The sequence below is a fragment of the Aquincola tertiaricarbonis genome (assembly GCF_000969605.1).
In the GTDB taxonomy this organism is placed as follows: domain Bacteria; phylum Pseudomonadota; class Gammaproteobacteria; order Burkholderiales; family Burkholderiaceae_C; genus Aquincola; species Aquincola tertiaricarbonis.
The window spans coordinates 49,267-70,011 of record NZ_KQ033892.1 but is presented as its reverse complement, the minus strand read 5'-3'; the positions used below and the strand labels follow the sequence as shown (position 1 = coordinate 70,011).

The following is a 20,745-nucleotide window of genomic DNA, read 5'->3' as shown; positions in this document are numbered from 1 at the left end:
CAGAAACTGCGGTATGGTCTTCGCCATGAACGAAGAACACATGCCCGCCGATGCCGCCGTGCCCGCGGGCTTCGAGCGCATCGCCCATGGCGGCCCCTATTTCGCGGCCCTGGGCCCGGTGTACGGCAAGCCGGTGCCGGGCGTCGACGGCCTGGTGGTGCTGGGCCTGCGGGTGCAGGACAAGCACACTAACGTGCTGGGCGTCACCCATGGCGGCATGCTGGCCACGGTGGCGGACTGCGCGCTGGGCATGAACGTGTTCCTCACGCGGCGGCCGCAGCAATCGATGGTGACGGTGAGCCTGACCACCGACTACCTCTCGTCGGCCAAGCCGGGCGACTGGCTCGAGGCGCATGTCACCGTGCGCCGCCAGGGCGCGCGGCTGGCCTTCGCCGAATGCCTGCTGCAGGTGGACGAGCGCGTGATCCTGCGCGCCAGCGGCGTGTTCTCGGTCACCGGCCGCGAGCCGACCCGGCCGCGGGCCTGAGCCACCGCGCGCGCCAGCTCAGGCTCGCCGCGCCGCCTTCTGCCGCGCCTCGTGCAGCGTGGCCAGGGTGATCTTGCGCACCTCGGCCTTGCTCTGCTCCACATGGCTCTTCAGCAGCAGCTGCGCCTGGTCGGGCTTGCGCTGCATCACCGCGCGAAGGATCTTGGCGTGCTCGTTGTAGGTGGCTTCCACCCGGTCGGCGCGGGTGAAGTCCAGGTGCCGGATGATGCGGATGCGCTCGGTCACGTCCCCGTGCACCCTGGCGATCTCGTCGTTGCCGGCGGCGCGCACCAGCGTGGCGTGGAACTGCTCGTCCAGCAGGCCCACCTCGCGGGCATCGGCCAGCCGCTCGGCCGCGGGCACCAGCCAGATGGCCTTGAGCTGCTCCAGCGGCTCGGGCGGCGTGCCGGTGTGGGCGCACAGCCGCTGCACGCTGGCCAGCTCCAGGATCACGCGCAGGTCGTACAGCTGCTCCAGCTTGCCGAAGTCGATGGGCTTGACGTACCAGCCCGACTTCAGTTCCACGTCCAGGTAGCCTTCATTGCGCAGCCGGAACAGCGCTTCGCGCACCGGCGTGCGGCTGACGCCCAGGCGCTGGCCCAGCTCCGCTTCGGAGAAGCGGTCGCCGGGCACCAGCTGGAAGTCCACCATCTCGGCCTTCAGGCGGGCATACACCTGCTCGGCCAGGTTCGGCCGGCTGGCGGCGGCCGCGGCCAGGGCGGTGGCGGCAGGGGTGGTACGGGCGAGGGCGCGCATGCGGTCGATCTTAACGAGCGACCCCCTGCGGCGCGGGCGCGGCCAGCAGGCTCACATGCGCGGCCACCACGCGCCAGCGCCCATCGGCAAAGCGCACCCAGGTCTGGCTCTGGCGGCCGGTGGCGCTGCTGCCTTCGCGCTGGAATTCGGTCATGGCGGTGGCCATGTCGTGGCCGAAGGTGGTGATGACGGTGCGGCCCAGCGTACGGGCCAGCCCGGCCGGCGAGCGCCCGGCGCGGAAGGCCTGGATCTGCGCATAACCCACCAGGTTCTCGGTGGCGCCGTAGCGCACGGTGTGCGGCGAGTTCCAGAACAGCGCGTCCAGCACCTCGACCCGGTTGTTCACCAGGGCGTCTTCGTACTGCGCGAACACGGCCTGCACTTCGGCCAACACGGCGGGAATGTTGATGTCGTCGTCCGTCAATGGAGCACCCTCCCGCTGCGCGGGATCCCGCCGAGCGGGAGGAGCGCCGCCTTCGGGCGGCCGGGCGGGGGCGCTCATGGGGCGGTCGGTGAGTGGAAGAGGCCCTGCCGTTCCAGCGCATGCGCCACGCGCAGCACGCGGTCTTCCCGCCAGGGCGCGGCGATGAGCTGGATGCCGATGGGCATCGTCGGGTGACAGCCCCACACCGGCGCGGTGCATACCGGCAGGCCGATGCAGGAGATGGGTTGCGCCAGCAGGCCCAGGCTAGGCCGCGCGGGCAGCCGCTGGCCGTGGATCTCGATCCATTCGGTGCCGATGGCCGGCGCCACCAGCGGCGTGGCCGGCGCGACCAGCACATCCACCTCGCGCAGCAGCTCGGCCGCACGCAGCGCCACCCAGCGGCGCATGCGCTGGGCCTGCTGCACCCAGGCCGCCGGCAGCAGCGCACCGGCCAGGAAGCGGTCGCGCGACAGCGGCTCGAAGTCCTGCGCGCGGCTTCGCAGGTCGGGCAGGTGCAGCGCGGCGCCTTCGGCATTGCTGATGACGAAGGCGGCCGCGCGGGCCTGGGCCGCTTCGGGCAGCAGCACGGTGGGCAGGCCGCCCAGCACATCGGCCACGCGTGCCACGGCGGCCCGTGCCTCGGGCCCGGCCTGGTCGTGGAACCAGCCGCCCAGCATCGCGATGCGCAGTCCGCCCATGCCTTTGGCCAGCGTGGGCAGCGTGGGCTCCACCGCGCGGGCGACGCAACCGGGGTCGTGCGGGTCATGGCCCTGCATCTGGTCATAGGCCAGGGCCAGGTCCATCGCCGAGCGGGCGAACGGCCCCAGATGGTCGAGGCTGGCCACGAAGGGGTAGCTGCCATTGCGCGGCAGCCGGCCGTAGGTGGGCTTCAAGCCGAACACGCCGCACAGCGACGAGGGCACGCGGATGGAGCCATTGGTGTCCGAGCCCAGCGTGATCGGCACCTGGCCCGCCGCCACGGCCGCGGCCGATCCGCCCGATGAGCCGCCGGCCACCCGCGTCAGGTCGTGCGGATTGCGGGTCGGGCCTTCGTGGCTGTTCTCGGTGGTAAAGCCGTAGGCGTACTCGTCCATGTTGAGCGCGCCCACCAGCAGCGCGCCGGCCGCGTCCATGCGCCGCAGCAGCGGGCCGTCGGCTTGGGCGGCCGGCCGGCCGCGTTCGATCTTCGAGCCGGCCAGCGTGGTGAGGCCGGCCACGTCGAACAGGTTCTTCACCGCATAGGGCACGCCCAGCAGCGGCAGGGCGCGCGTGGCTTCGTCGCCGGCGGCCAGGCGCTCGTCCAGCGCGGCGGCACCGGCCAGTGCCCGCTCGGCCGTCAGGTCGGTGAAGGCATTGACCGCGCCATCGCTGGCGGCGATGCGGGCCAGGCTGGCCTGCACCACGGCGGTGGCGGTGGCCTCGCCGTTGCGCACCGCCTGGGCGATGCGGGCGGCGGGCTGCAGCAGCAGGTCGGCCGCCGACGTCATCGCGGCAGCTCCGCGGGCGACACCGGCACGAAGGCGGGTGCCGGTTCGTCCTGCACAGCCAGCGGAAATTGGTTGACGAGATCAGCCATTTCGGTGGCCAGCGCGAAGTAGCGCAGCACGCCGGGCCGGTGCTCGGGCTGCAGCGGCAGGCCCAGCGCGGCGGCCGCGGCGTCCACGTAGGCTTCCACCTGCTGCGGCGTCAATGTTGCGTTCATCGGCGCACCTCGCGCTGGAAGATCTCCAGGCTCAGCTTCTTGGTGCTGATGAACGAAGGCTCCGACAGCGTGGCCACGGTGCGCGGGCGGGCATCGCCATAGCGCAGGATCTCGGCCACGCGGGTGGGGCGCTTGGTCAGCAGCAGCACCTCGTCGGCCAGGTACACCGCTTCTTCCAGGTCGTGCGAGACCAGCAGCATGGTGGTGCCGGTCTGCATGAACACCTCCTGCAGCTTCTCGCGGATGAAGAGCGTCATCTCGAAGTCCAGCGCGCTGAACGGCTCGTCGAGGAACAGCACCTCCGGGCTGGGCGCCAGCGCCCGCATGATGGAAGCGGTCTGCTGCTGGCCGCCCGACAGCTCATACGGGAAGCGGTTCAGGTCGAACTTGACGTCGAAGGAGGCCACCAGCTCGGCCATGCGGCGGTCCACGTCGGCCTTGCTGCGGCCTTCGAGCTTCAGCGGATAGGCGATGTTGTCGATGGTGCGCATCCACGGGAACATCGCCTCGCGGTAGTTCTGGAACACGTAGCCGATCTTGGTGTCCTTCAGGCTCTTGCCGTCGAACAGGATCTGCCCCGCGTCGATGGGAATCAGCCCGGCGATCATGTTGATCAGCGTGCTCTTGCCGCAGCCGTTGGGGCCGAACACCGAGGTGATCTTGCCCTTGGGGATGTCGAGGTCGAAGTGTTCGTACAGCGGCCAGCCGGCGAAGTACTTGGTCAGGCCGCGGATGGTGATGTGGGTGCCGGCGGGGCCGGGCACGAAGGGCCGCGGCGGCACGTCGGGCACCACGGGTGCGTTCAACACGGCGGACATCGGCTTACCTCCCACTCCAGTGCACGATCTTGCGTTCCATCAGCAGGAACAGGATGTTGAGCACGTAGCCCAGGATGCCCGCGGCCAGGATGGCGGCGTACATCGTCTTCACGTTGAGCACCTGCTGCGCATCGATGATGCGGTGGCCCAGGCCGTTGTCGGAGCCGATGAACATCTCGGCCACCACCACGATCACCAGCGCCATCGACACCGCCGAGCGCAGGCCCACGAAGCTGGGCTGCAGGCTTTCCCACACCAGCACGTCCTTGAAGATCTGCCAGCGCGTGGCGCCCATCACCTTGGCCGCCATCACCCGTTGCTTGCGCGCGTTGATCACGCCATAGGCGCTGTTGAACACGACGATCAACAGCGCGCCGAAGGCGGCGATGGCCACCTTGTTGATGTCGCTCACGCCGAAGATCAGCAGGAACAGCGGGATCAAGGCGGAGGAGGGCGTGGAGCGGAAGAAGTCGATCAGGAACTCCACGCTGCGGTAGGCCTTCTCGTTGCTGCCCAGCAGCACGCCCAGCGGCATGCCGATCACCGCGGCGATGAGGAAGGCCTGCACCGTGCGCCACACCGTGACCGCGAAGTCCAGCAGCAGCGGGCCGCCGGCCAGGCCGACCACCAGCGTCTCGAGCGTGGCGGCCGGCGGCGGCAGCAGGATGGGCTTGATGAGCCCGGCACGCACCACCAGGTCCCACACGATGAAGAGCACCAGCGGCCCCAGGAAGGGCAGCAGGCGGGCGGCATTGAAGCGCGGCCTGGCGGCGGCTGCGGGCAGGCTGCCCGGGGCCTGCCACGGCGCGGCGGCGGAACGGCTGTCGGCCATGGTGTCAGCCCTTGTAGAGCAGAGAGGCCACGTCCAGCTTCTTCTCGAACACACCCTTCTCGGTGAACAGGTCGAAGAACTTCTGGAAGGCCGCCACGTCGGCCGGCTTGAACTCGTTGTAGAGCATGTAGGAGGCCAGTGGCACCTCGGCGGTGAGCGGGCCTTCGATGGCGGTGTAGCCCTTGAGGTACTGCCGCGCCTCGGCCGGCTGCGTGCGCACCAGCTCGATGCCGCGGGCATAGGCGGCGATGTACTTCTTGGTCTCGGCCGGGTACTTCTTGATGAACTCAGTGGTCAGCGCGGCCGAGCCGCCGTGCCACGGTGCCTGCGCGTCGCCCAGGATGTAGCGGGCGATCACGCCGGCCTCCAGCATGCGGGTGGTGCCGTTCATGCGGCCCACGGTGCCGGTGGGCTCCAGCGTGTACACCGCATCCACCTGGCCGGCCGCCAGCGCGGCCACATGCTGGCCGATGGGCAGCTCGGTCACCGTGGTGCCGGGCGCGCCGGCACGCTCCAGCACCGCCAGCGCCAGCGTCTTGTTCTGGATGCCGGGGCCGCTGGCCACGCGCTTGCCCTTCAGGTCGGCGATGGTCTTGGCCGGGCTGTCCTTGGGCACCAGGAACTGGTCCAGCACGTACTTGGCGTTGCTCGGGTTGGTGGCGATGATCTTGAACAGGCCCGGCGAGGCGATCTCGCCCACGCCCAGGTTGCCCGAGCCGGTGCCGTTGGAGCTGCCGTCGCAGCGGCCGGCCAGCATGGCTTCCATCACCTGCTGGGCGCCGGCGTATTTCTGCGCTTCCACGTCCAGGCCCGCTTCCTTGAAGTAGCCCTTTTCCACGGCGGCGAAGAAGGGCAGGCCGGCGGCCACCGGCCAGTAGCCAATGCGGATCCTGGGGCCGGACTGCGCGCGCGCGACGCTGGGCAACAGCGCGGGCAGGGCCAGCGCGGCCGCCGCGGCGGCAGTGTTGCCCAGCAGGCGGCGGCGGTTGGGGTGGCGGGCGTGGTCGTTCATCGGGTGCTCCTTCGGTTCAGGCAAGGGGTTCACGTCAGGCGCTGCGCGCCTTCAGGTCGGTGACGTAGGCACGCCAGCCGCCGAAGCGGGTGACGTCGGTGGCGCCGGCCAGCGCATGGCCTTCGCAGATGAAGCCGTGCACCACGCGGCCGTCGGCCAGCTGCAGGCTGCCCAGGCCCAGCGGCGGCGGGATCAGGGCCAGGAAGCTGCCCACCTGGTGCAGCGGCATGTCCCACACTTCCACCGCGATGGCGGCGCCGCCTTCGGCCACGCGCTGCAGGCCGGGCTTGGGCGGTGTGGTGCCGGGCAGCGCGAACAGCCGGTACAGCGGTGCGGTGCGCGTCGCCTCGCGCAGCGTGGCGCCGCGTTCGGTGAGCTGGCCGTTCAGCGGCATGCCCGACAGGTGCGCGCCCACCACGGCGATGGGCAGCACCGCTTCGGTGGCGGGCCGCCGCAGTGGCGTGCCGGGCGCCGGGCAGGGCGCATCGGTGGCGCCCAGGGGCAATGCGGTGGCCGCCTGCCAGGCGCTGCCCAGCCGGGCCAGCGCCGCATCGGTGCCGCCGGGCGCGATGAAGGTGACGCCGAAGGGCAGGCCCTGCGCGGTGAAGCCGGCCGGCAGCGCAATGGCGGCCCAGCCCAGCAGGTTCACGAAGTTGGTGTACGTGCCCAGCCTTGCATTGGCGCCGATGGGGTCGGCCTGCAATTGCTCGAAGGTGGGATGGCCGGGCGCCGTGGGCACCAGCAGCACGTCCACCTGCTGCCACAGGCGGGCCGCCTGCTGCTGTGCGGCGCGCAGTGCGTACTGGCCGCGGAAGGCGTCGGTGGCGCTCATGCCCAGGGCCTGCTCTATCACGGTGCGCACCGTGGGGTCGAAGGCCTCGGGGTGGCTGTCCAGCAGCGGCTGCACCGCGGCATGGCGCTCGGCCACCCAGGGCCCGCCATACAGCAGCGCAGCCACCTCGTGCAGCGGGCCGAAGTCCAGCGCCACCAGCTCGTGGCCCTGCTGGCGAGCCAGCGCCAGCGCGCGCGCCCAGGCATCGTCATAAGCCGCGTCCAGCACCACCGCCGCGGGCACGCCGATGCGCAGCCGCGCCGGCAGCTGCGCCGCACCGGGCTGGAAGCGGCTGTAGGCATCGGCCTCGTCGGGGCCTTCCATCACGGCCAGCACCTCGGCCGCGTCGTCGGCCGTGAGCGCGAACACCGAGATGCAGTCCAGGCTGCGGCAGGCCGGCACCACGCCGGCCGTGCTCACCCGGCCGGGGGTGGGCTTCAGGCCCACGATGTTGTTGAAGCCTGCCGGCACCCGACCGGAGCCGGCGGTGTCGGTGCCCAGCGAGAACACCACGTCGCCCCGCGACACCACCACGGCCGAGCCCGAGCTGCTGCCGCCGCTCACGCGGGTGGCGTCGAAGGTGCTGGCCGGCTGGCCGTAGGGCGAGCGCGTGCCCACCAGGCCGGTGGCGAACTGGTCCAGGTTGGTCTTGCCCACCCACACCGCGCCGGCCGCCAGCAGCCGCTGCACCGCCTGCGCGCTGCTGCCGGCGCGGTAGGCGAAGGCGGGGCAGGCGGCGGTGGTGTCGACGTCCTCGATGTCGATGTTGTCCTTCACCGCGAAGGGCACGCCGTACAGCGGCATCGCCTGCAGGTCGCCGCCGGCGGCGGCCCGCCGGGCTTCCAGTGCATCGGCCTGCGCCTGCAGCTGTGCCGCACTCGCCCGGGTGATCCAGGCCGCGGCCGGGCTGGCCTGCAACCGCTGGGCCAGTGTTGCCAGCAGGACCGACGGCGTGGCACCGGCGGCATAGGCACGGCGCCAGTCGATCAGTGTGAGCAGGGGATGTTCGTTCATGGTGCACGCGTTGGTATACCAGTTGGTGCACGTGCAACGACCGTGCCAGTGGCAGCGCCGGCCCGGTTCCTTCCTGCGTGGACAGAGCCATGTCCCCGCGGGCGCGGCCAGGCCGGACCCGGTGGCTTGCTTATTGCATCGACGCCGTCCACCAACTGGTATTCCAGTTCGTATGCATCAAGTTGGATCACCGGAGCCCGCCATGCCGACGACCCTGCCCGCCTTGCCCGCACCGCTGGACTTCCACCCCGCCGTCACCGCGGTGGTGATGATCGACATGCAGCGCGACTTCATCGAGCCCGGCGGCTTCGGTGAGAGCCTGGGCAACGACGTGTCGCTGCTGCGCGCGGCCATCGTGCCCTGCCAGCGGCTGCTGTCGGCGGCGCGCGCGGCCGGCCTGCTGGTGATCCACACCCGCGAGGGCCACCGGCCCGACCTGAGCGACGCGCCGCCGGCCAAGGTGCAGCGGGGCGCACCCAGCCTGCGCATCGGCGCGCCGGGTCCGATGGGCCGCATCCTGATCCGCGGCGAGCCTGGCCACGACATCATCCCGGAGCTGGCGCCGCAGCCGGGCGAGCCGGTGATCGACAAGCCCGGCAAGGGCGCCTTCCATGCCACCGAGCTGGGCGCCATCCTGCAGTACCGCGGCATCCGCGACCTGATCGTGTGCGGCGTGACCACCGAGGTCTGCGTGCATACCACCGTGCGCGAGGCCAACGACCGCGGCTTCCGCTGCATCGTGCCGTCGGACTGCTGCGCTTCGTACTTTCCGGAGTTTCATGAAGTCGCCCTGCGCATGATCCATGCGCAGGGCGGCATCTTCGGCTGGGTCACCGATTCGACCCGCCTCCTGGCCGCGCTCGACAGCGCCGGCTGACCCGTGTTGTTCACCACTTCCATTGCAGGAGTGAACCCATGACGACCACCCTTCGCACGCCGGCCCAGCCGGGCACCGGCCCCCGCCTGTGGGCGCCCGGCGACTGGAATGCCTTCTTCGGCTTCGGCACCAACATCCTGGTGAACCTGCTGGTGCTCACCGGCCTGCTGCGCTACGTGCTCAAGATGCCCGATGCCATCGTCTTCGGCCGCATCCTGCCGGCCGCGGGGTTGATGATGGCCCTGTCCACGCTGTACTACGCGTACCTCGCCTGGCAGCTGGCGAAGAAGACCGGCCGCAACGACGTGTGCGCGCTGCCTTCGGGCATCAGCGTGCCGCACATGTTCGTGGTGGTGTTCGTCATCATGCTGCCCATCTCGCTGAGCACGGGCGACCCCATCAAGGGCTGGGAAGCCGGCCTCACCTGGGTCTTCGTGCAGAGCTTCGTGCTGATGATCGGCGGCTTCATCGCGCCGGTGATTCGCCGCATCACGCCGCGCGCGGCGCTGCTGGGCACGCTGGCCGGCGTGTCCATCGCCTTCATCGCGCTGCGCCCGGCGCTGGAGATGTTCATGACGCCGCTGCTGGGCGTGGTGTGCTTCGCCATCATCCTGGTGAGCTGGTTCGGCGGCGTGCGCTGGTTCAAGGGCATCCCGGCGGGGCTGGTGGCCATCGCGGTGGGTTGCCTGATCGCGTGGGGCTCCACCGCGCTGGGCATGCCCATCGGCGGCATGAGCCTGGCCGGGCTGGGCGCCTCGTTCGCCAACTTCGGCTTCTCGGTGCCGCTGCCGGCCATCGGCCACGTCTTCTCGGGCTTCGACTTCCTGGGCGTCATCCTCGTCACCGCCATCCCCTTCGGCATCTACGACCTGGTGGAAGCGATGGACAACGTGGAAAGCGCGGCCGCCAGCGGCGACAGCTTTCCCACCACCCGCGTGCTCACCGCCGACGGCGTGGTGAGCCTGGTGGGCTGCCTGATGGGCAATCCGTTCATCAACGCGGTCTACATCGGCCACCCGGGCTGGAAGGCCATGGGCGGGCGCATCGGCTACTCGGCGGCCACCGGCATCGTGGTGCTGCTGATGTGCTGGCTGGGCATCATCTCGGTGATGACCTCGCTGATCCCGGTGGTGGCCATCGCGCCCATCCTGCTCTACATCGGCATGCTGATCGGCGCGCAGGCCTTCCAGGAAACACCGCGCAGCCACGCACCGGCGGTGATCCTGGCCTTCATGCCGCACCTGGCGGCATGGGGCAAGCTGCAGATCGACAACGCGCTGGGCGCGGCCGGCACCAATGCGGCCGCCGTGGGCCTCGACAAGCTGGGCCAGACCGGCGTGCTGTACCACGGGCTGGAAGTGCTGGGCGGCGGTGCCATCCTGGGCGGGCTGATCCTGGGCGCCATCGCGGTCTTCATCATCGACCGCGAGCTGGTCAAGGCCGCGGCCTTCGCGGTGGCCGGCGCACTGCTCACCTTCTTCGGCTTCATGCACGGCGAGCGCATCGGCATCGGCCAGAGCCTGTCGGTGGCGGTGAGCTACCTGGGCTTCGCGGCGGTGCTGCTGGCCTGCGCCAAGCTGGCGGTGGTGGAACCGCAGGCCACGCCGCATGGCGAGCCGGCCGAGCCTGCGCACGGCGGCGCACCGCAGGCGCTGGCCTGACCCGACACGGCAGCGCGGCGGCCTGCGCCGCGCCAGCGACGCCGCACAGGCCGCGGCGGGCTCAGCGTTCGACGATCATCGAACGTTCGCCGAACCAGCCGCCGACCGCACCGCCGTTCAGCCGGGCGCGCACCTGCACCCGGTAGTTGCCTGCGGGCAGCCCGGCGCCGCCAAAGGCCGTCACCGAGTTGGTCTCCCAGCCGTCGAAGCCGGCGGTGCCGTTGGAGGCGCAGAACGCATCGCCGGGGCCGGCGGTCGGTGCCAGGGTCTGCACCACCGCGCCGGCCGCATTCAGCACCACGATGTCGACGTCGGTCCAGGCGCCGGTGTTGCCGGCCGGCGCATTGACCGAGCACTCGGACGAGAACGTCACCACGATGCGCTGGCCCGCCGCATTGGCGAACAGCGGCGACGTCATGCCCGGCACCGCCACCTGCGCCGCGCCGACGAAGGTGAAGTTGACCGCGTTGGACACGGCGGCGATCGAATGCGCGGAAGCACCGGTGGCGGCGGTCAGTGCCAGGGCGCCCGCGGCGGCGGCAGCGCGCCAGTTGCGTTGCAGAGTCATGTCGTTCTCCTGTGGTCGGGGCAAAGGTGGGAGGCGGCGCCGCGCCCCGATGGCGCCGCCCTTGGGAAAAAGCGGTGGCAGCGGATGCGGCCCGTCAGGGGCCGGTCTGCGGCGATGCGGCGCCGATGCGTTCGGCCTCGGCCAGCTCGTCCAGCCGTCGTTGCGCCTCGCGCTGGATCGCGGCATGCGGCACGTACAGCGCGGCCTGCAGCGTGCTGCGCAGCGCCTGCATGTCGGCGCCCCGGGCCTCCAGGTAGGCCTCAAAGGCCAGCAGCCGCACCTGCTCGGAGGCATCGGTCTCGTAGAGCTGCTTCAGCACGTCGTCGGGCAGCGCGAGGGAGGCCTCGCGCGCCTGCAGCAAGCCGGCGCTGCGATCGGCCTCGGTGCCGTGGCGCACGGCCTGCAGCAGCTTCTGGGTGTCGATGCCGGCAGCGACCGCCGGCGTGGTGCAGGCTTCCGGCGCCACCGCGGCCGCTGCCACCGGCTGCGCCTTAGCGGCGGTGGACCCAGAGGCCGGCAACTCCGCGCGCCCTCCCTGGCGTTCGATCTCGGCCAGCACCCATTCCAGCGGCTCGCGCTCCACGCGCAGCGTCACGTTGCCGCCGTCCAGCACCGCCACCATCGGCTGCGGGGCAGCGGCGGGCGCCGGCCTGGCGGCAGCACGGGCAACCGGTGCGGACGACGCGACCGGCGCAGCCGCCTGGCTGTGGACAGGCACCTCGGCCGCGCTGCCAAGCCACCAGCCGGCGGTGCCCGACACCAGGGCCGCGGCCAGGGTCTGGAAGGTGGTGTGCAGCTTCATCGTCGTCTCCTCGTGCGCTGCCAGGCGGGCTGGCTTGCAACAAAGGTAGGCCGCCGTACCGCGCGTCGCTTCCCTCCGAGGGGGTGCGCCTTCAGCGGTCCCCGCTCCGAGGGTGGCGCAGCCGTACGCCATCCGGCGTATGGCCCGCAGCCCGGGTCGTCCCTAACCTGCGTAGCGTCCGATCCACCGTGGCTTCAACGCACGCTTCAACGCACAAAAGGGGTACTCATGACCACTCGCCGTTCCTTCTCGATCACGCTCACCGCCGTGGCCCTGGCGGCCCTCGGTGCCACCGCCGCCCATGCGCAGGAGACCATCAAGGTCGGCGTGCTGCATTCGCTGTCCGGCACCATGGCCATCTCGGAGACGGTGCTCAAGGACGTCGCCCTGATGACCATCGACGAGATCAATGCCAAGGGCGGCGTGCTGGGCAAGAAGCTCGAGCCGGTGGTGGTGGACCCGGCCTCCAACTGGCCGCTGTTCGCCGAGAAGGCCCGCCAGCTCATCACCAAGGACAAGGCCGCGGTGGTATTCGGCTGCTGGACCTCGGTCAGCCGCAAGAGCGTGCTGCCGGTGTTCGAGGAGACCAACAGCCTGCTGTTCTACCCCGTGCAGTACGAGGGCGAGGAGCTGAGCAAGAACGTGTTCTACACCGGTGCCGCGCCCAACCAGCAGGCCATCCCGGCGGTGGAATACCTGATGAGCAAGGACGGCGGCAGCGCCAAGCGCTTCGTGCTGCTGGGCACCGACTACGTGTACCCGCGCACCACCAACAAGATCCTGCGTGCCTTCCTCAAGAGCAAGGGCGTGGCCGAGGCCGACATCATGGAGGAGTACACCCCCTTCGGCCATTCGGACTACCAGAGCATCATCGCCAAGATCAAGAAGTTCTCGTCCGAGGGCAAGAAGACCGCGGTGGTGTCCACCATCAACGGCGACTCCAACGTGCCCTTCTACAAGGAACTGGGCAACCAGGGCCTGAAGGCGACCGACGTGCCGGTGGTGGCCTTCTCGGTGGGTGAGGAAGAGCTGCGCGGCGTGGACACCAAGCCGCTGGTGGGCCACCTGGCCGCCTGGAACTACTTCATGTCGGTGAAGAACCCGACCAACGACGCCTTCATCAAGGCCTGGAGCGACTACGCCAAGGCCAAGAACATCCCCGGCCACAAGGACAAGCCGCTGACCAACGACCCGATGGAAGCCACCTACATCGGCATCCACATGTGGGCGCAGGCGGTGAACAAGGCCAAGAGCACCGACACCGACAAGGTGATCGCGGCCATGGCCGGCCAGACCTTCAAGGCACCGGGCGGCTTCACCAGCACGATGGACAAGGAGAACCACCACCTGCACAAGCCGGTGTTCATCGGCGAGGTGAAGGCCGACGGCCAGTTCAACGTGGTGTGGAAGACCCCGGGCCCGGTGGTGGCCGATCCGTGGAGCGACTACATCGCCGAGAACAAGGGCAAGAAGAACGTGCCCGAGAAGAAGTGACCTGAGCCAACGCCGCGAAGAAGGGGAAACGATGCAGGTCCGATGGATCGTGCCGGGCTTGCTCGCGCTGCTGCTCAGCGCCGGTGCCCAGGCGCTCACACCGCAGCAGGCACGCGCCATCGCAACCGGCGACAGCGACGACCGCATCGCGGCGATGCAGGCGGCGCTGGCCGCCGCCGACCCGGGCCTGGGCCCCTTCGCGCAGGCCATGCTGGACGATGCCGTGAAGATCACGCCCGAGCAGGTGCTGATCGTGCGGGACGGCCAGGCCACCGACGCGGCCACCGGGCAACCGGTGGCCCGCGTGCCCGAGACCGCGGAAGACCCGGTCAACAACAACCGCATCCGCCGCGCGCTGCAGGCCGCGATCGCGTCGCTCAAGCTGTTCTCAACGGACCGGGCCGAGCGCGCCGCGGCCATCACGCAGCTGCGCGACCAGGCCGACGAAGGCCTGATGCCGCTGCTGGAAAAGGCCGAGGCCGCCGAGCCCGACGCCGCGCTGAAGAAGCAGCTCAACCTGCTGAAGGCCTCGGTGCTGGTGAGCTCGCCCGACACCGACAAGCGCCTGGCCGCAGCCAAGCTGCTGGAGGCCAGCGACGACCCCAACACCCGCAGCCTGCTGCTGGAACGCCTGGCCACCGGCGGCGAGAGCGATCCGGCCGTGCGCGCCGCGCTGCTGAAGGCGCTGTCGGCGGTGGAGCGGCAACTGGCCATCGGCGAATGGATGGGCGTGCTGTTCACCGGCGCCAGCCTGGGCAGCATCCTGCTGCTGGTGGCGCTGGGCCTGGCCATCACCTACGGGCTGATGGGCGTCATCAACATGGCCCACGGCGAACTGATGATGATCGGCGCCTACGCCACCTTCGTGGTGCAGAACCTGTTCCGCCAGTACCTGCCGGGCGCCTTCGACTGGTATGTGCTGGCGGCCATACCGCTGAGCTTCCTGGCCAGCGCGCTGGTGGGCGCGCTGATGGAGCGCAGCGTGATCCGCTGGCTGTACGGCCGGCCGCTGGAAACCCTGCTGGCCACCTGGGGCATCAGCCTGGTGCTGATGCAGTCGGTGCGCTCGCTCTTCGGTGCGCAGAACGTGCCGGTGGAAAACCCGGCCTGGATGAGCGGTGGCGTGCAGGTGATGAGCAACCTCACGCTGCCGTACAACCGGCTGGCCATCCTGGCCTTTGCCTTCCTGGTGCTGGGCGGCGTGGCGCTGCTGATCGCCCGCACCCGGCTGGGCCTGTTCGTGCGCGGCGTGACGCAAAACCGCCGCATGGCCTCCTGCGTGGGCGTCAACACCGCGCGGGTGGATACCTATGCCTTCTCGCTGGGCGCCGGCATTGCCGGGCTGGCGGGCTGCGCGCTCTCGCAGGTGGGCAACGTCGGTCCCGATCTGGGCCAGAGCTACATCGTCGATTCGTTCATGGTGGTGGTGCTGGGCGGCGTGGGCCAGCTGGCGGGCACCGTGGTGGCCGGACTGGGCCTGGGCGTGCTGAACAAGCTGCTGGAAGGCTGGTCCGGTGCGGTGCTGGCCAAGATCATGGTGCTGGTGTTCATCGTCGTGTTCATCCAGAAGCGGCCGCAGGGTCTCTTCGCGATGAAGGGCCGCAGCGCCGAGGCATGAGCCGCGCTGCCTGCATGAACGGAGAAATCGAATGAGTGCTGTGTTGCCTTCTGCCCTTTCGCTGCCCGTGCCCAAGCGCGGCACGCTGCTGGGGCCCAAGGGCTGGTCGGGCGTGTTCGTCGCGCTGCTGGTGGTGTGCGTGCTGGCGCCGGTGCTGAACATGGTGGTGCCCGAGGGCAGCGTGTTCCACCTCAGCGGCTACGCCATCGGCCTCATCGGCAAGATCATGTGCTACGCCATCTGCGCGCTGGCCATGGACCTGATCTGGGGCTACACCGGCATCCTGTCGCTGGGCCACGGCCTGTTCTTCGCCCTCGGCGGCTACGGCATGGGCATGTACCTCATGCGCCAGATCGGCCGCGACGGCAACTACAAGAGCGAGCTGCCCGACTTCATGGTGTTCCTCGACTGGAAGGAGCTGCCGTGGCACTGGGCGCTCAGTGATTCCTTCATCGCGCAGATGCTGCTGGTGCTGCTGGTGCCGGGCCTGCTGGCCTTCGTGTTCGGCTTCTTCGCCTTCCGCTCGCGCATCAAGGGCGTGTATTTCTCGATCATCACGCAGGCGATGACCTTCGCCGCGATGCTGCTGTTCTTCCGCAACGAGACGGGCTTCGGTGGCAACAACGGCTTCACCGACTTCAAGCGCATCCTGGGCCTGCCCATTGCCACGCCGTCGATGCGCATCACGCTGTTCGTGCTCACCGGCCTGGTGCTGATCGGCTTCTTCCTGATGGCGCGCTGGATCGTCAACAGCAAGTACGGCCGCGTGCTGCAGGCCATCCGCGATGCCGAGACGCGCGTGATGTTCACCGGCTACGACCCGCTGGCCTACAAGCTCAGCATCTGGACGCTGTCGGCCGTGATGTGCGGCGTGGCCGGCGCGCTGTACGTGCCGCAGGTGGGCATCATCAACCCCAGCGAGATGACGCCGGCGGCCAGCATCGAGATCGCGATCTGGGCGGCGGTGGGCGGCCGCGCCACGCTGATCGGCCCGATCATCGGCGCCTTCTTCGTCAACGGCGCCAAGAGCTGGTTCACCGTGGCCTTTCCCGAGGTGTGGCTGTACTTCCTCGGCGCCCTGTTCATCGCCGTCACGCTGTTCCTGCCGCAGGGCATCGTGGGCCTGTTTCGCAAGCTGAAGAAGGAAGCCAAGTGACGCCTGACCTGATGGAAGCGGGCGCGGCGCTGCGCGAGGCGCACGAGCACCGCGTGCACGACGTCGGCGGCTCCGGTGGCGAGGCCAGCTACGGCCGCGTGGCCCGTGCCGGGGTGCCCGAGTTTGCCCAGGGCGTGGCGCTGTACGTGGACGACATCACCGTCAGCTTCGACGGCTTCCGCGCGCTCAATGCGCTGTCGCTGACGATCAACGTCGGCGAGCTGCGCTGCATCATCGGCCCCAACGGCGCCGGCAAGACGACGATGATGGACGTGATCACCGGCAAGACCCGGCCCGACAAGGGCAAGGTGTTCTTCGGCTCCAACATCGACCTGCTGCGCCTGCGCGAGAACGACATCGCGCAGATCGGCATCGGTCGCAAGTTCCAGAAGCCCACGGTGTACGAGGAACTGAGCGTCTTCGAGAACCTGGAGCTGGCGCTGAAGGCCGACCGCCGCGCGCGGGCCAGCGTGTTCTCGCGGCTCAACGGCGTTCAGCTCGACCGCATCGGCGAGATCCTGGCGCTGATCCACCTGAAGGATTCTGCCCAGCGCACCGCCGGCCTGCTGAGCCACGGCCAGAAGCAGTGGCTGGAGATCGGCATGCTGCTGATGCAGGACCCCAAGCTGCTGCTGCTGGACGAGCCGGTGGCCGGCATGACCGACGAGGAGACCGAGCGCACCGCCGAGCTGTTTCTCTCGCTGGAAGGCCAGCATTCGCTGGTGGTGGTGGAGCACGACATGAAGTTCGTCGACGAGCTGACGCAGGGCCGCAAGAAGGTCACGGTGCTGCATGAAGGCAGCGTGCTGGCCGAGGGCCTGCTGTCGGAGGTGCAGGCCAACGACAAGGTCGTCGAAGTCTATTTGGGCCGGTGAATCACATGCTGCAAGTCGAAGGTCTGAACCAGTACTACGGCGGCTCGCACATCCTGCGCAACCTGTCGTTCGAGGCCAAGGTGGGGGAGGTCACTGTGATCCTCGGCCGCAACGGCGTGGGCAAGACGACGCTGCTCAAGAGCCTGATGGGCGTGGTGCCGATCAAGACCGGCAGCATCAAGCTCGACGGCGAGGACATGGGCCGCGAGAAGCCGTACGAGCGCGTGAAGCGCGGCGTGGGCTACGTGCCGCAGGGCCGCGAGATCTTCGGCCGGCTGACGGTGGAGGACAACCTGCGCATGGGCCTGGCCTACAAACCCGGCAGCGTGCCGGTGCCGGCCGAGATCTTCGAGCTGTTTCCGGTGCTCAAGCAGATGATCCAGCGCCGCGGCGGCGACCTGTCGGGCGGGCAGCAGCAGCAGCTGGCCATCGGCCGCGCGCTGGCTGCCGGCCCCAAGCTGCTGATCCTGGACGAGCCCACCGAGGGCATCCAGCCGTCCATCATCAAGGACATCGGCCGCGTGATCCGCATGCTGGCCGACCGCGGCAACATGGCCATCGTGCTGGTGGAGCAGTACTACGACTTCGCCGAGGAACTGGCCGACCAGTACCTGGTGATGGAGCGCGGCGAGATCATCGCCCGCGGCCGTGGCAGCGAGATGCAGGCCAACAACGTGCGGGAGATGATGTCGATCTAGCCGGCTGCGGAGCCCGAGGCCCGCTCATGCTGGTACTGGCCCAGCCCCACCGCAAGGATCAGCGGCAGGCTGCATTCGCCCACCTCCTCCATCCCGGACAGCACCGCATCCAGGCCGGCGGACATGACGATGCCGAAGTCCTCCGCCAGGATGGCGAAGGAGCGGTCGATCAGCTTGGTGAGCACCAGCGTGGCGAAGAACACCGCCATCGTCACCGCCAGCGGCCGGCCACGGCGCAGGTCGCGCCACAGCGGCCGGATGTAACGCAGTGCGAGCCAGGCCGCGGTGGCCAGGATCACCAGCAGTATGGGCAGCGCCACCAGCTTGTGCAGCAGCGGTGCATCGTGCAGGTAGAAGCTGACCTTGAGCACGCTGCCGCCGGTGAAGTGCTTGTGCAGGTCCAGCTCGCGCGCGGCCAGGGCCAGCACCAGCAAGGTGATGGCCGCACGCGGGCGCGTGTCGTCGCCCGGGCGTGGCACGCACCACAGGGCCAGGGCCAGCAGCAGGTAGAGCAGCACGGTCAGGCTTTCCACCGGGCCGTCCTCATGGATGAGGGCGATCACCGCGTCATGCGGCAGGGTGGTGCCCCAGACCAGAGACACCAGCACGGCCAGGGCCGGTGGCACCAGGGCGGCCCAGCGCAGCCAACCGCCGGTCTGCACAGGCGATCGAGGCCGCGCCAGCGGAGCCAGGGCGGGAGCAGGGGTTCGGGTTGCTTTGTGGGTCATCGGGCTGTCGCCAAAACACCATCGTAAGGGCCGTAACCCAAACGTACCCGCCATAGGGCCTCGGCGGCCGCACGGCGGCGCGCGGTGACCGATACCATGGGCACAAGGAGCAAGAACACAGCCATGCAGAACAGAACCGCGTTTCCCCGCCTGGTGGGAGACATCGGCGGCACGAACGCCCGCTTCGCCATCTGCGAGGCCCCGGACGCCCAGCCCACCCGCGTCGCCGCGCTCAAGGGCGACGAGTTCCCGACGCTGCAGGCCGCCATGCGCAGTTACCTGGACAGCCTGGGCGGCCCGGTGCCCAAGGCCTGTGCCATCGGCATCGCCAACCCGGTGGACGGCGACCACCTGCAGATGACCAACCACACCTGGGGCTTCTCCATCGAGGCGGTGCGGCGCGAGTTCGGCTTCGACCGCTTCGTGGTGGTGAACGACTTCGTTGCGCTGGCGCTGGCGTTGCCGGCCCTGGGGCCGCAGGAACTCAAGCCGGTGGGTGGCGGCACGGCGGTGCCGGGCGGCACGCTGGGCCTGGTGGGCGCGGGCACCGGCCTGGGCGTGGCCTCGCTGGTGTTCACGCAGCGCGGCGAGGCCGTGGCGGTGGGCGGCGAGGGCGGCCATGTGTCCCTGGCGCCGGCCACGGCCGAGGAAGCCGCGGTGATCGACAGCCTGCAGCGGCGCTTCGGCCATGCGTCGGGCGAGCGGGCGTTGTCGGGCCCCGGGCTGGTCAATCTCTACGTGGCATTGGCCGAGGTGCGACGGCAGCCCGCGCCGCTGGAAGAGCCGGCCGCGGTGCTGGCCGCCGCGATGGACGGCAGCGATGCGCTGGCCGCGGCTGCGCTGGACATGTTCTGCGCGCTGCTCGGCAGCGTGGCCGGCAACCTGGCGCTGACCGTGGGCGCGCGCGGTGGCATGTACATCGGCGGCGGCATCGTGCCACGCATGGGTGAAGCCTTCGCCCGCTCGGCCTTCCGCCAGCGCTTCGAGGCCAAGGGCCGCTTCCAGGGCTACCTGAGCGAGATCCCGTGCTGGGTGATCGACGCCGAGCAATCGCCCGCGCTGCTGGGCGCTTCGCGCGCGCTGGACGCGGCCTGAACCGGAGCCTGGCCGGCCCGGCTCAGGTGCGCCAGATGCGCGGCGGCGGCGCCGCCATGTCCCAGGCAGTGGCCCGCCAGGCGGCCCACACCCGGTGCAGCAGCTGCTGCGCCGGCTCCACCCGCGGCGCCAGCACCCGCAGCACCACGGCTTCGGCATGCGGCGAGGTGGCGCCCGCGGTGGCCACCAGCGGGCTGGCCTCGCAGGCCTCGCGTGCGGCCTGCAGCAGGGCCTCGCGCCGGGCCGGCGCCAGCGGCTGGCCTGCGGCGAACCACATCGTGGCCACCACGCGGTGCCCGGCCAGGCCCAGCGGCGAATCGAGCAGCGCGGTGTCCGCAGCGGCCAGCGTCGCCCGTTCCAGCCACACGCCCGGCAGCTCCAGGTGGGTGCGGAAGCGGCCGCGCTCGAAGGCCAGGCCGGTGGCCGGCAGGCCCAGGGCCAGCACGTCCCAGCCCATCATCTCGGCGCCGGGTGCCAGCTCGAAGCACATGCGGTTCTCGGCCTCGCAGCCGCTGTAGGCGATGGCTTCAAGCGGCAGCCATTCCAGCCGGGCGCCGTCGGCCACGGTGCAGTGGGTGGACTGCAGTGCGGCGGCCGCCTCGCTGCGGTAGAAGCGCGTGGCGCCGGGGGTGGTCAGCAGCGCATGGGTGCCGGCGTCCAGCCGGGCCTCCAGGCGCAGCACGTCGCCGCCCACCACGCCGCCGGGCGGATGCACCAGCACGTGGTGGCAGATGCCGGGGCCTTCGGGATACAGCCGCCGCAGCACCCGCAGCGGTCCTTCATGGCGGTCGAGCGCGATGGTGCGTTCGCCATCGCGGGTGTAGTGCAGATCGAGGTGACCGGTCCAGCCCATGCTGCCTTGCTGCGGTGCAAAGGGCGGCACTGTACCGCCGGCCGGGCGCTTCCCTGCGTCCTGTGGCGGTGCAGCAAAGCTGTCACGGAAGTTGCTTACGCTGTGCCTGCGTGCATGAGCAGGGTGGCCCAGACCGTCCGCCGGCATGCGATGTACAACTTCAGGGAGAAGTGATGCACCACGCGAAGCGGATCGGTCTTCTGGTCCTGGGCGCGGCGTTGGCCGGCCCGGTCCTGGCGGCAGCGCAAGGCGCGGCGACCCTGGCGGCCCCGCTGCCGGGCGAGCATGCGGCAACCACCACGGCGGCCACCGCCCCCAGCGCCGGGGCGCCGGCGGAATCGACCGTCGGCGTCGACCTGGCGCTGTTCTTCGGCGGCCTGGGCGCCATCGGCTTCGTCACCCTGCGCCGCGGCCGCGGCGACGCCTGAAGGGCTCGAGGCCAG

At 70.2% G+C, this 20,745-nt stretch carries 22 protein-coding genes; 10 read left to right on the top strand and 12 right to left on the bottom strand.

Annotated features, from left to right (window positions below):
• The first annotated feature begins 25 nt into the window (after positions 1–25).
• Positions 26–487 carry a PaaI family thioesterase gene (locus VO99_RS27910; RefSeq protein ID WP_046116331.1) on the top strand — a complete coding sequence of 154 codons (462 nt, stop codon included), beginning with the start codon at positions 26–28 and terminating at the stop codon, positions 485–487.
• An 18-nt stretch (positions 488–505) separates the two neighbouring features.
• On the opposite strand, the gene VO99_RS27905 is transcribed toward VO99_RS27910, so the two are convergent.
• From VO99_RS27905 to atzF, 8 genes are all read right to left on the bottom strand, one after another.
• On the bottom strand, positions 506–1,243 hold the full coding sequence (locus tag VO99_RS27905; RefSeq protein WP_046116232.1) for a GntR family transcriptional regulator: 738 nt from the start codon (positions 1,241–1,243) through the stop codon (positions 506–508).
• Between the two features lie 10 nt (positions 1,244–1,253).
• A complete protein-coding gene (hpxZ, locus tag VO99_RS27900) occupies positions 1,254–1,667 on the bottom strand; it encodes an oxalurate catabolism protein HpxZ (RefSeq protein WP_046116231.1) in 414 nt (137 codons plus the stop codon).
• A 74-nt stretch (positions 1,668–1,741) separates the two neighbouring features.
• Entirely contained in the window at positions 1,742–3,154 is a 1,413-nt protein-coding gene (locus VO99_RS27895) for an AtzE family amidohydrolase (protein ID WP_046116230.1), read from the bottom strand.
• Positions 3,151–3,369, bottom strand: a complete 219-nt coding sequence (locus VO99_RS27890) for a DUF4089 domain-containing protein (protein ID WP_046116229.1) — start codon at positions 3,367–3,369, stop codon at positions 3,151–3,153. The genes VO99_RS27895 and VO99_RS27890 overlap by 4 nt, the downstream gene beginning before the upstream one ends.
• A complete protein-coding gene (locus VO99_RS27885; RefSeq protein WP_046116228.1) occupies positions 3,366–4,187 on the bottom strand; it encodes an ABC transporter ATP-binding protein in 822 nt (273 codons plus the stop codon). The genes VO99_RS27890 and VO99_RS27885 overlap by 4 nt, the downstream gene beginning before the upstream one ends.
• Before the next feature lie 4 nt (positions 4,188–4,191).
• On the bottom strand, positions 4,192–5,019 hold the full coding sequence (locus tag VO99_RS27880; RefSeq protein ID WP_046116227.1) for an ABC transporter permease: 828 nt from the start codon (positions 5,017–5,019) through the stop codon (positions 4,192–4,194).
• A gap of 4 nt (positions 5,020–5,023) precedes the next feature.
• Entirely contained in the window at positions 5,024–6,031 is a 1,008-nt protein-coding gene (locus VO99_RS27875) for an ABC transporter substrate-binding protein (protein ID WP_046116226.1), read from the bottom strand.
• Positions 6,032–6,065: 34 nt separating this feature from the next.
• Positions 6,066–7,877 (bottom strand): allophanate hydrolase, encoded by a 1,812-nt coding sequence (atzF, locus tag VO99_RS27870; RefSeq protein ID WP_046116225.1) that lies wholly within the window; start codon positions 7,875–7,877, stop codon positions 6,066–6,068.
• Between the two features lie 202 nt (positions 7,878–8,079).
• Between atzF and VO99_RS27865 the strand changes: the two genes are divergently transcribed.
• Both VO99_RS27865 and VO99_RS27860 read left to right on the top strand, forming a co-directional pair.
• Positions 8,080–8,754, top strand: a complete 675-nt coding sequence (locus VO99_RS27865; protein WP_046116224.1) for a cysteine hydrolase family protein — start codon at positions 8,080–8,082, stop codon at positions 8,752–8,754.
• 38 nt (positions 8,755–8,792) lie between these two features.
• The gene (locus tag VO99_RS27860) at positions 8,793–10,415 is read left to right on the top strand and encodes a hypothetical protein (protein ID WP_046116223.1); all 1,623 of its coding nucleotides are present in this window, start codon (positions 8,793–8,795) and stop codon (positions 10,413–10,415) included.
• Between the two features lie 61 nt (positions 10,416–10,476).
• Here VO99_RS27860 and VO99_RS27855 read toward each other — a convergent pair whose 3' ends face one another.
• Both VO99_RS27855 and VO99_RS27850 read right to left on the bottom strand, forming a co-directional pair.
• Positions 10,477–10,983, bottom strand: a complete 507-nt coding sequence (locus VO99_RS27855) for a hypothetical protein (RefSeq protein WP_046116222.1) — start codon at positions 10,981–10,983, stop codon at positions 10,477–10,479.
• Between the two features lie 94 nt (positions 10,984–11,077).
• The gene (locus tag VO99_RS27850; RefSeq protein WP_046116221.1) at positions 11,078–11,785 is read right to left on the bottom strand and encodes a hypothetical protein; all 708 of its coding nucleotides are present in this window, start codon (positions 11,783–11,785) and stop codon (positions 11,078–11,080) included.
• A gap of 228 nt (positions 11,786–12,013) precedes the next feature.
• On the opposite strand from VO99_RS27850, the gene urtA reads away from it, so the two are divergent.
• The 5 genes from urtA to urtE are packed head-to-tail and all read left to right on the top strand — an operon-like array spanning position 12,014 to position 17,626.
• On the top strand, positions 12,014–13,279 hold the full coding sequence (gene urtA, locus VO99_RS27845; RefSeq protein ID WP_046116220.1) for an urea ABC transporter substrate-binding protein: 1,266 nt from the start codon (positions 12,014–12,016) through the stop codon (positions 13,277–13,279).
• 31 nt (positions 13,280–13,310) lie between these two features.
• A complete protein-coding gene (urtB, locus tag VO99_RS27840) occupies positions 13,311–14,897 on the top strand; it encodes an urea ABC transporter permease subunit UrtB (protein WP_046116219.1) in 1,587 nt (528 codons plus the stop codon).
• A 31-nt stretch (positions 14,898–14,928) separates the two neighbouring features.
• Positions 14,929–16,053, top strand: a complete 1,125-nt coding sequence (gene urtC / locus VO99_RS27835) for an urea ABC transporter permease subunit UrtC (protein WP_046116218.1) — start codon at positions 14,929–14,931, stop codon at positions 16,051–16,053.
• A complete protein-coding gene (gene urtD / locus VO99_RS27830; protein ID WP_046116217.1) occupies positions 16,050–16,928 on the top strand; it encodes an urea ABC transporter ATP-binding protein UrtD in 879 nt (292 codons plus the stop codon). Before urtC ends, urtD begins: the two co-directional genes overlap by 4 nt.
• 5 nt (positions 16,929–16,933) lie before the next feature.
• Complete coding sequence (gene urtE / locus VO99_RS27825; RefSeq protein ID WP_046116216.1) at positions 16,934–17,626, top strand: urea ABC transporter ATP-binding subunit UrtE; 693 nt, start codon at positions 16,934–16,936, stop codon at positions 17,624–17,626.
• Here urtE and VO99_RS27820 read toward each other — a convergent pair.
• On the bottom strand, positions 17,623–18,288 hold the full coding sequence (locus tag VO99_RS27820; protein WP_046116215.1) for a hypothetical protein: 666 nt from the start codon (positions 18,286–18,288) through the stop codon (positions 17,623–17,625). The genes urtE and VO99_RS27820 overlap by 4 nt on opposite strands.
• Positions 18,289–18,477: 189 nt before the next feature.
• On the opposite strand from VO99_RS27820, the gene glk reads away from it, so the two are divergent.
• Positions 18,478–19,449: a glucokinase gene (gene glk / locus VO99_RS27815; protein WP_046116214.1), complete on the top strand. Its 972-nt coding sequence runs from the start codon at positions 18,478–18,480 to the stop codon at positions 19,447–19,449.
• Between the two features lie 22 nt (positions 19,450–19,471).
• Here the strand turns inward: glk and VO99_RS27810 are convergent, their stop codons facing one another.
• The gene (locus VO99_RS27810; protein ID WP_046116213.1) at positions 19,472–20,302 is read right to left on the bottom strand and encodes an urease accessory protein UreD; all 831 of its coding nucleotides are present in this window, start codon (positions 20,300–20,302) and stop codon (positions 19,472–19,474) included.
• Between the two features lie 173 nt (positions 20,303–20,475).
• Here VO99_RS27810 and VO99_RS27805 point away from each other — a divergent pair, with 173 nt between their 5' ends.
• Entirely contained in the window at positions 20,476–20,730 is a 255-nt protein-coding gene (locus VO99_RS27805) for a hypothetical protein (RefSeq protein ID WP_046116212.1), read from the top strand.
• Positions 20,731–20,745: the final 15 nt, after the last annotated feature.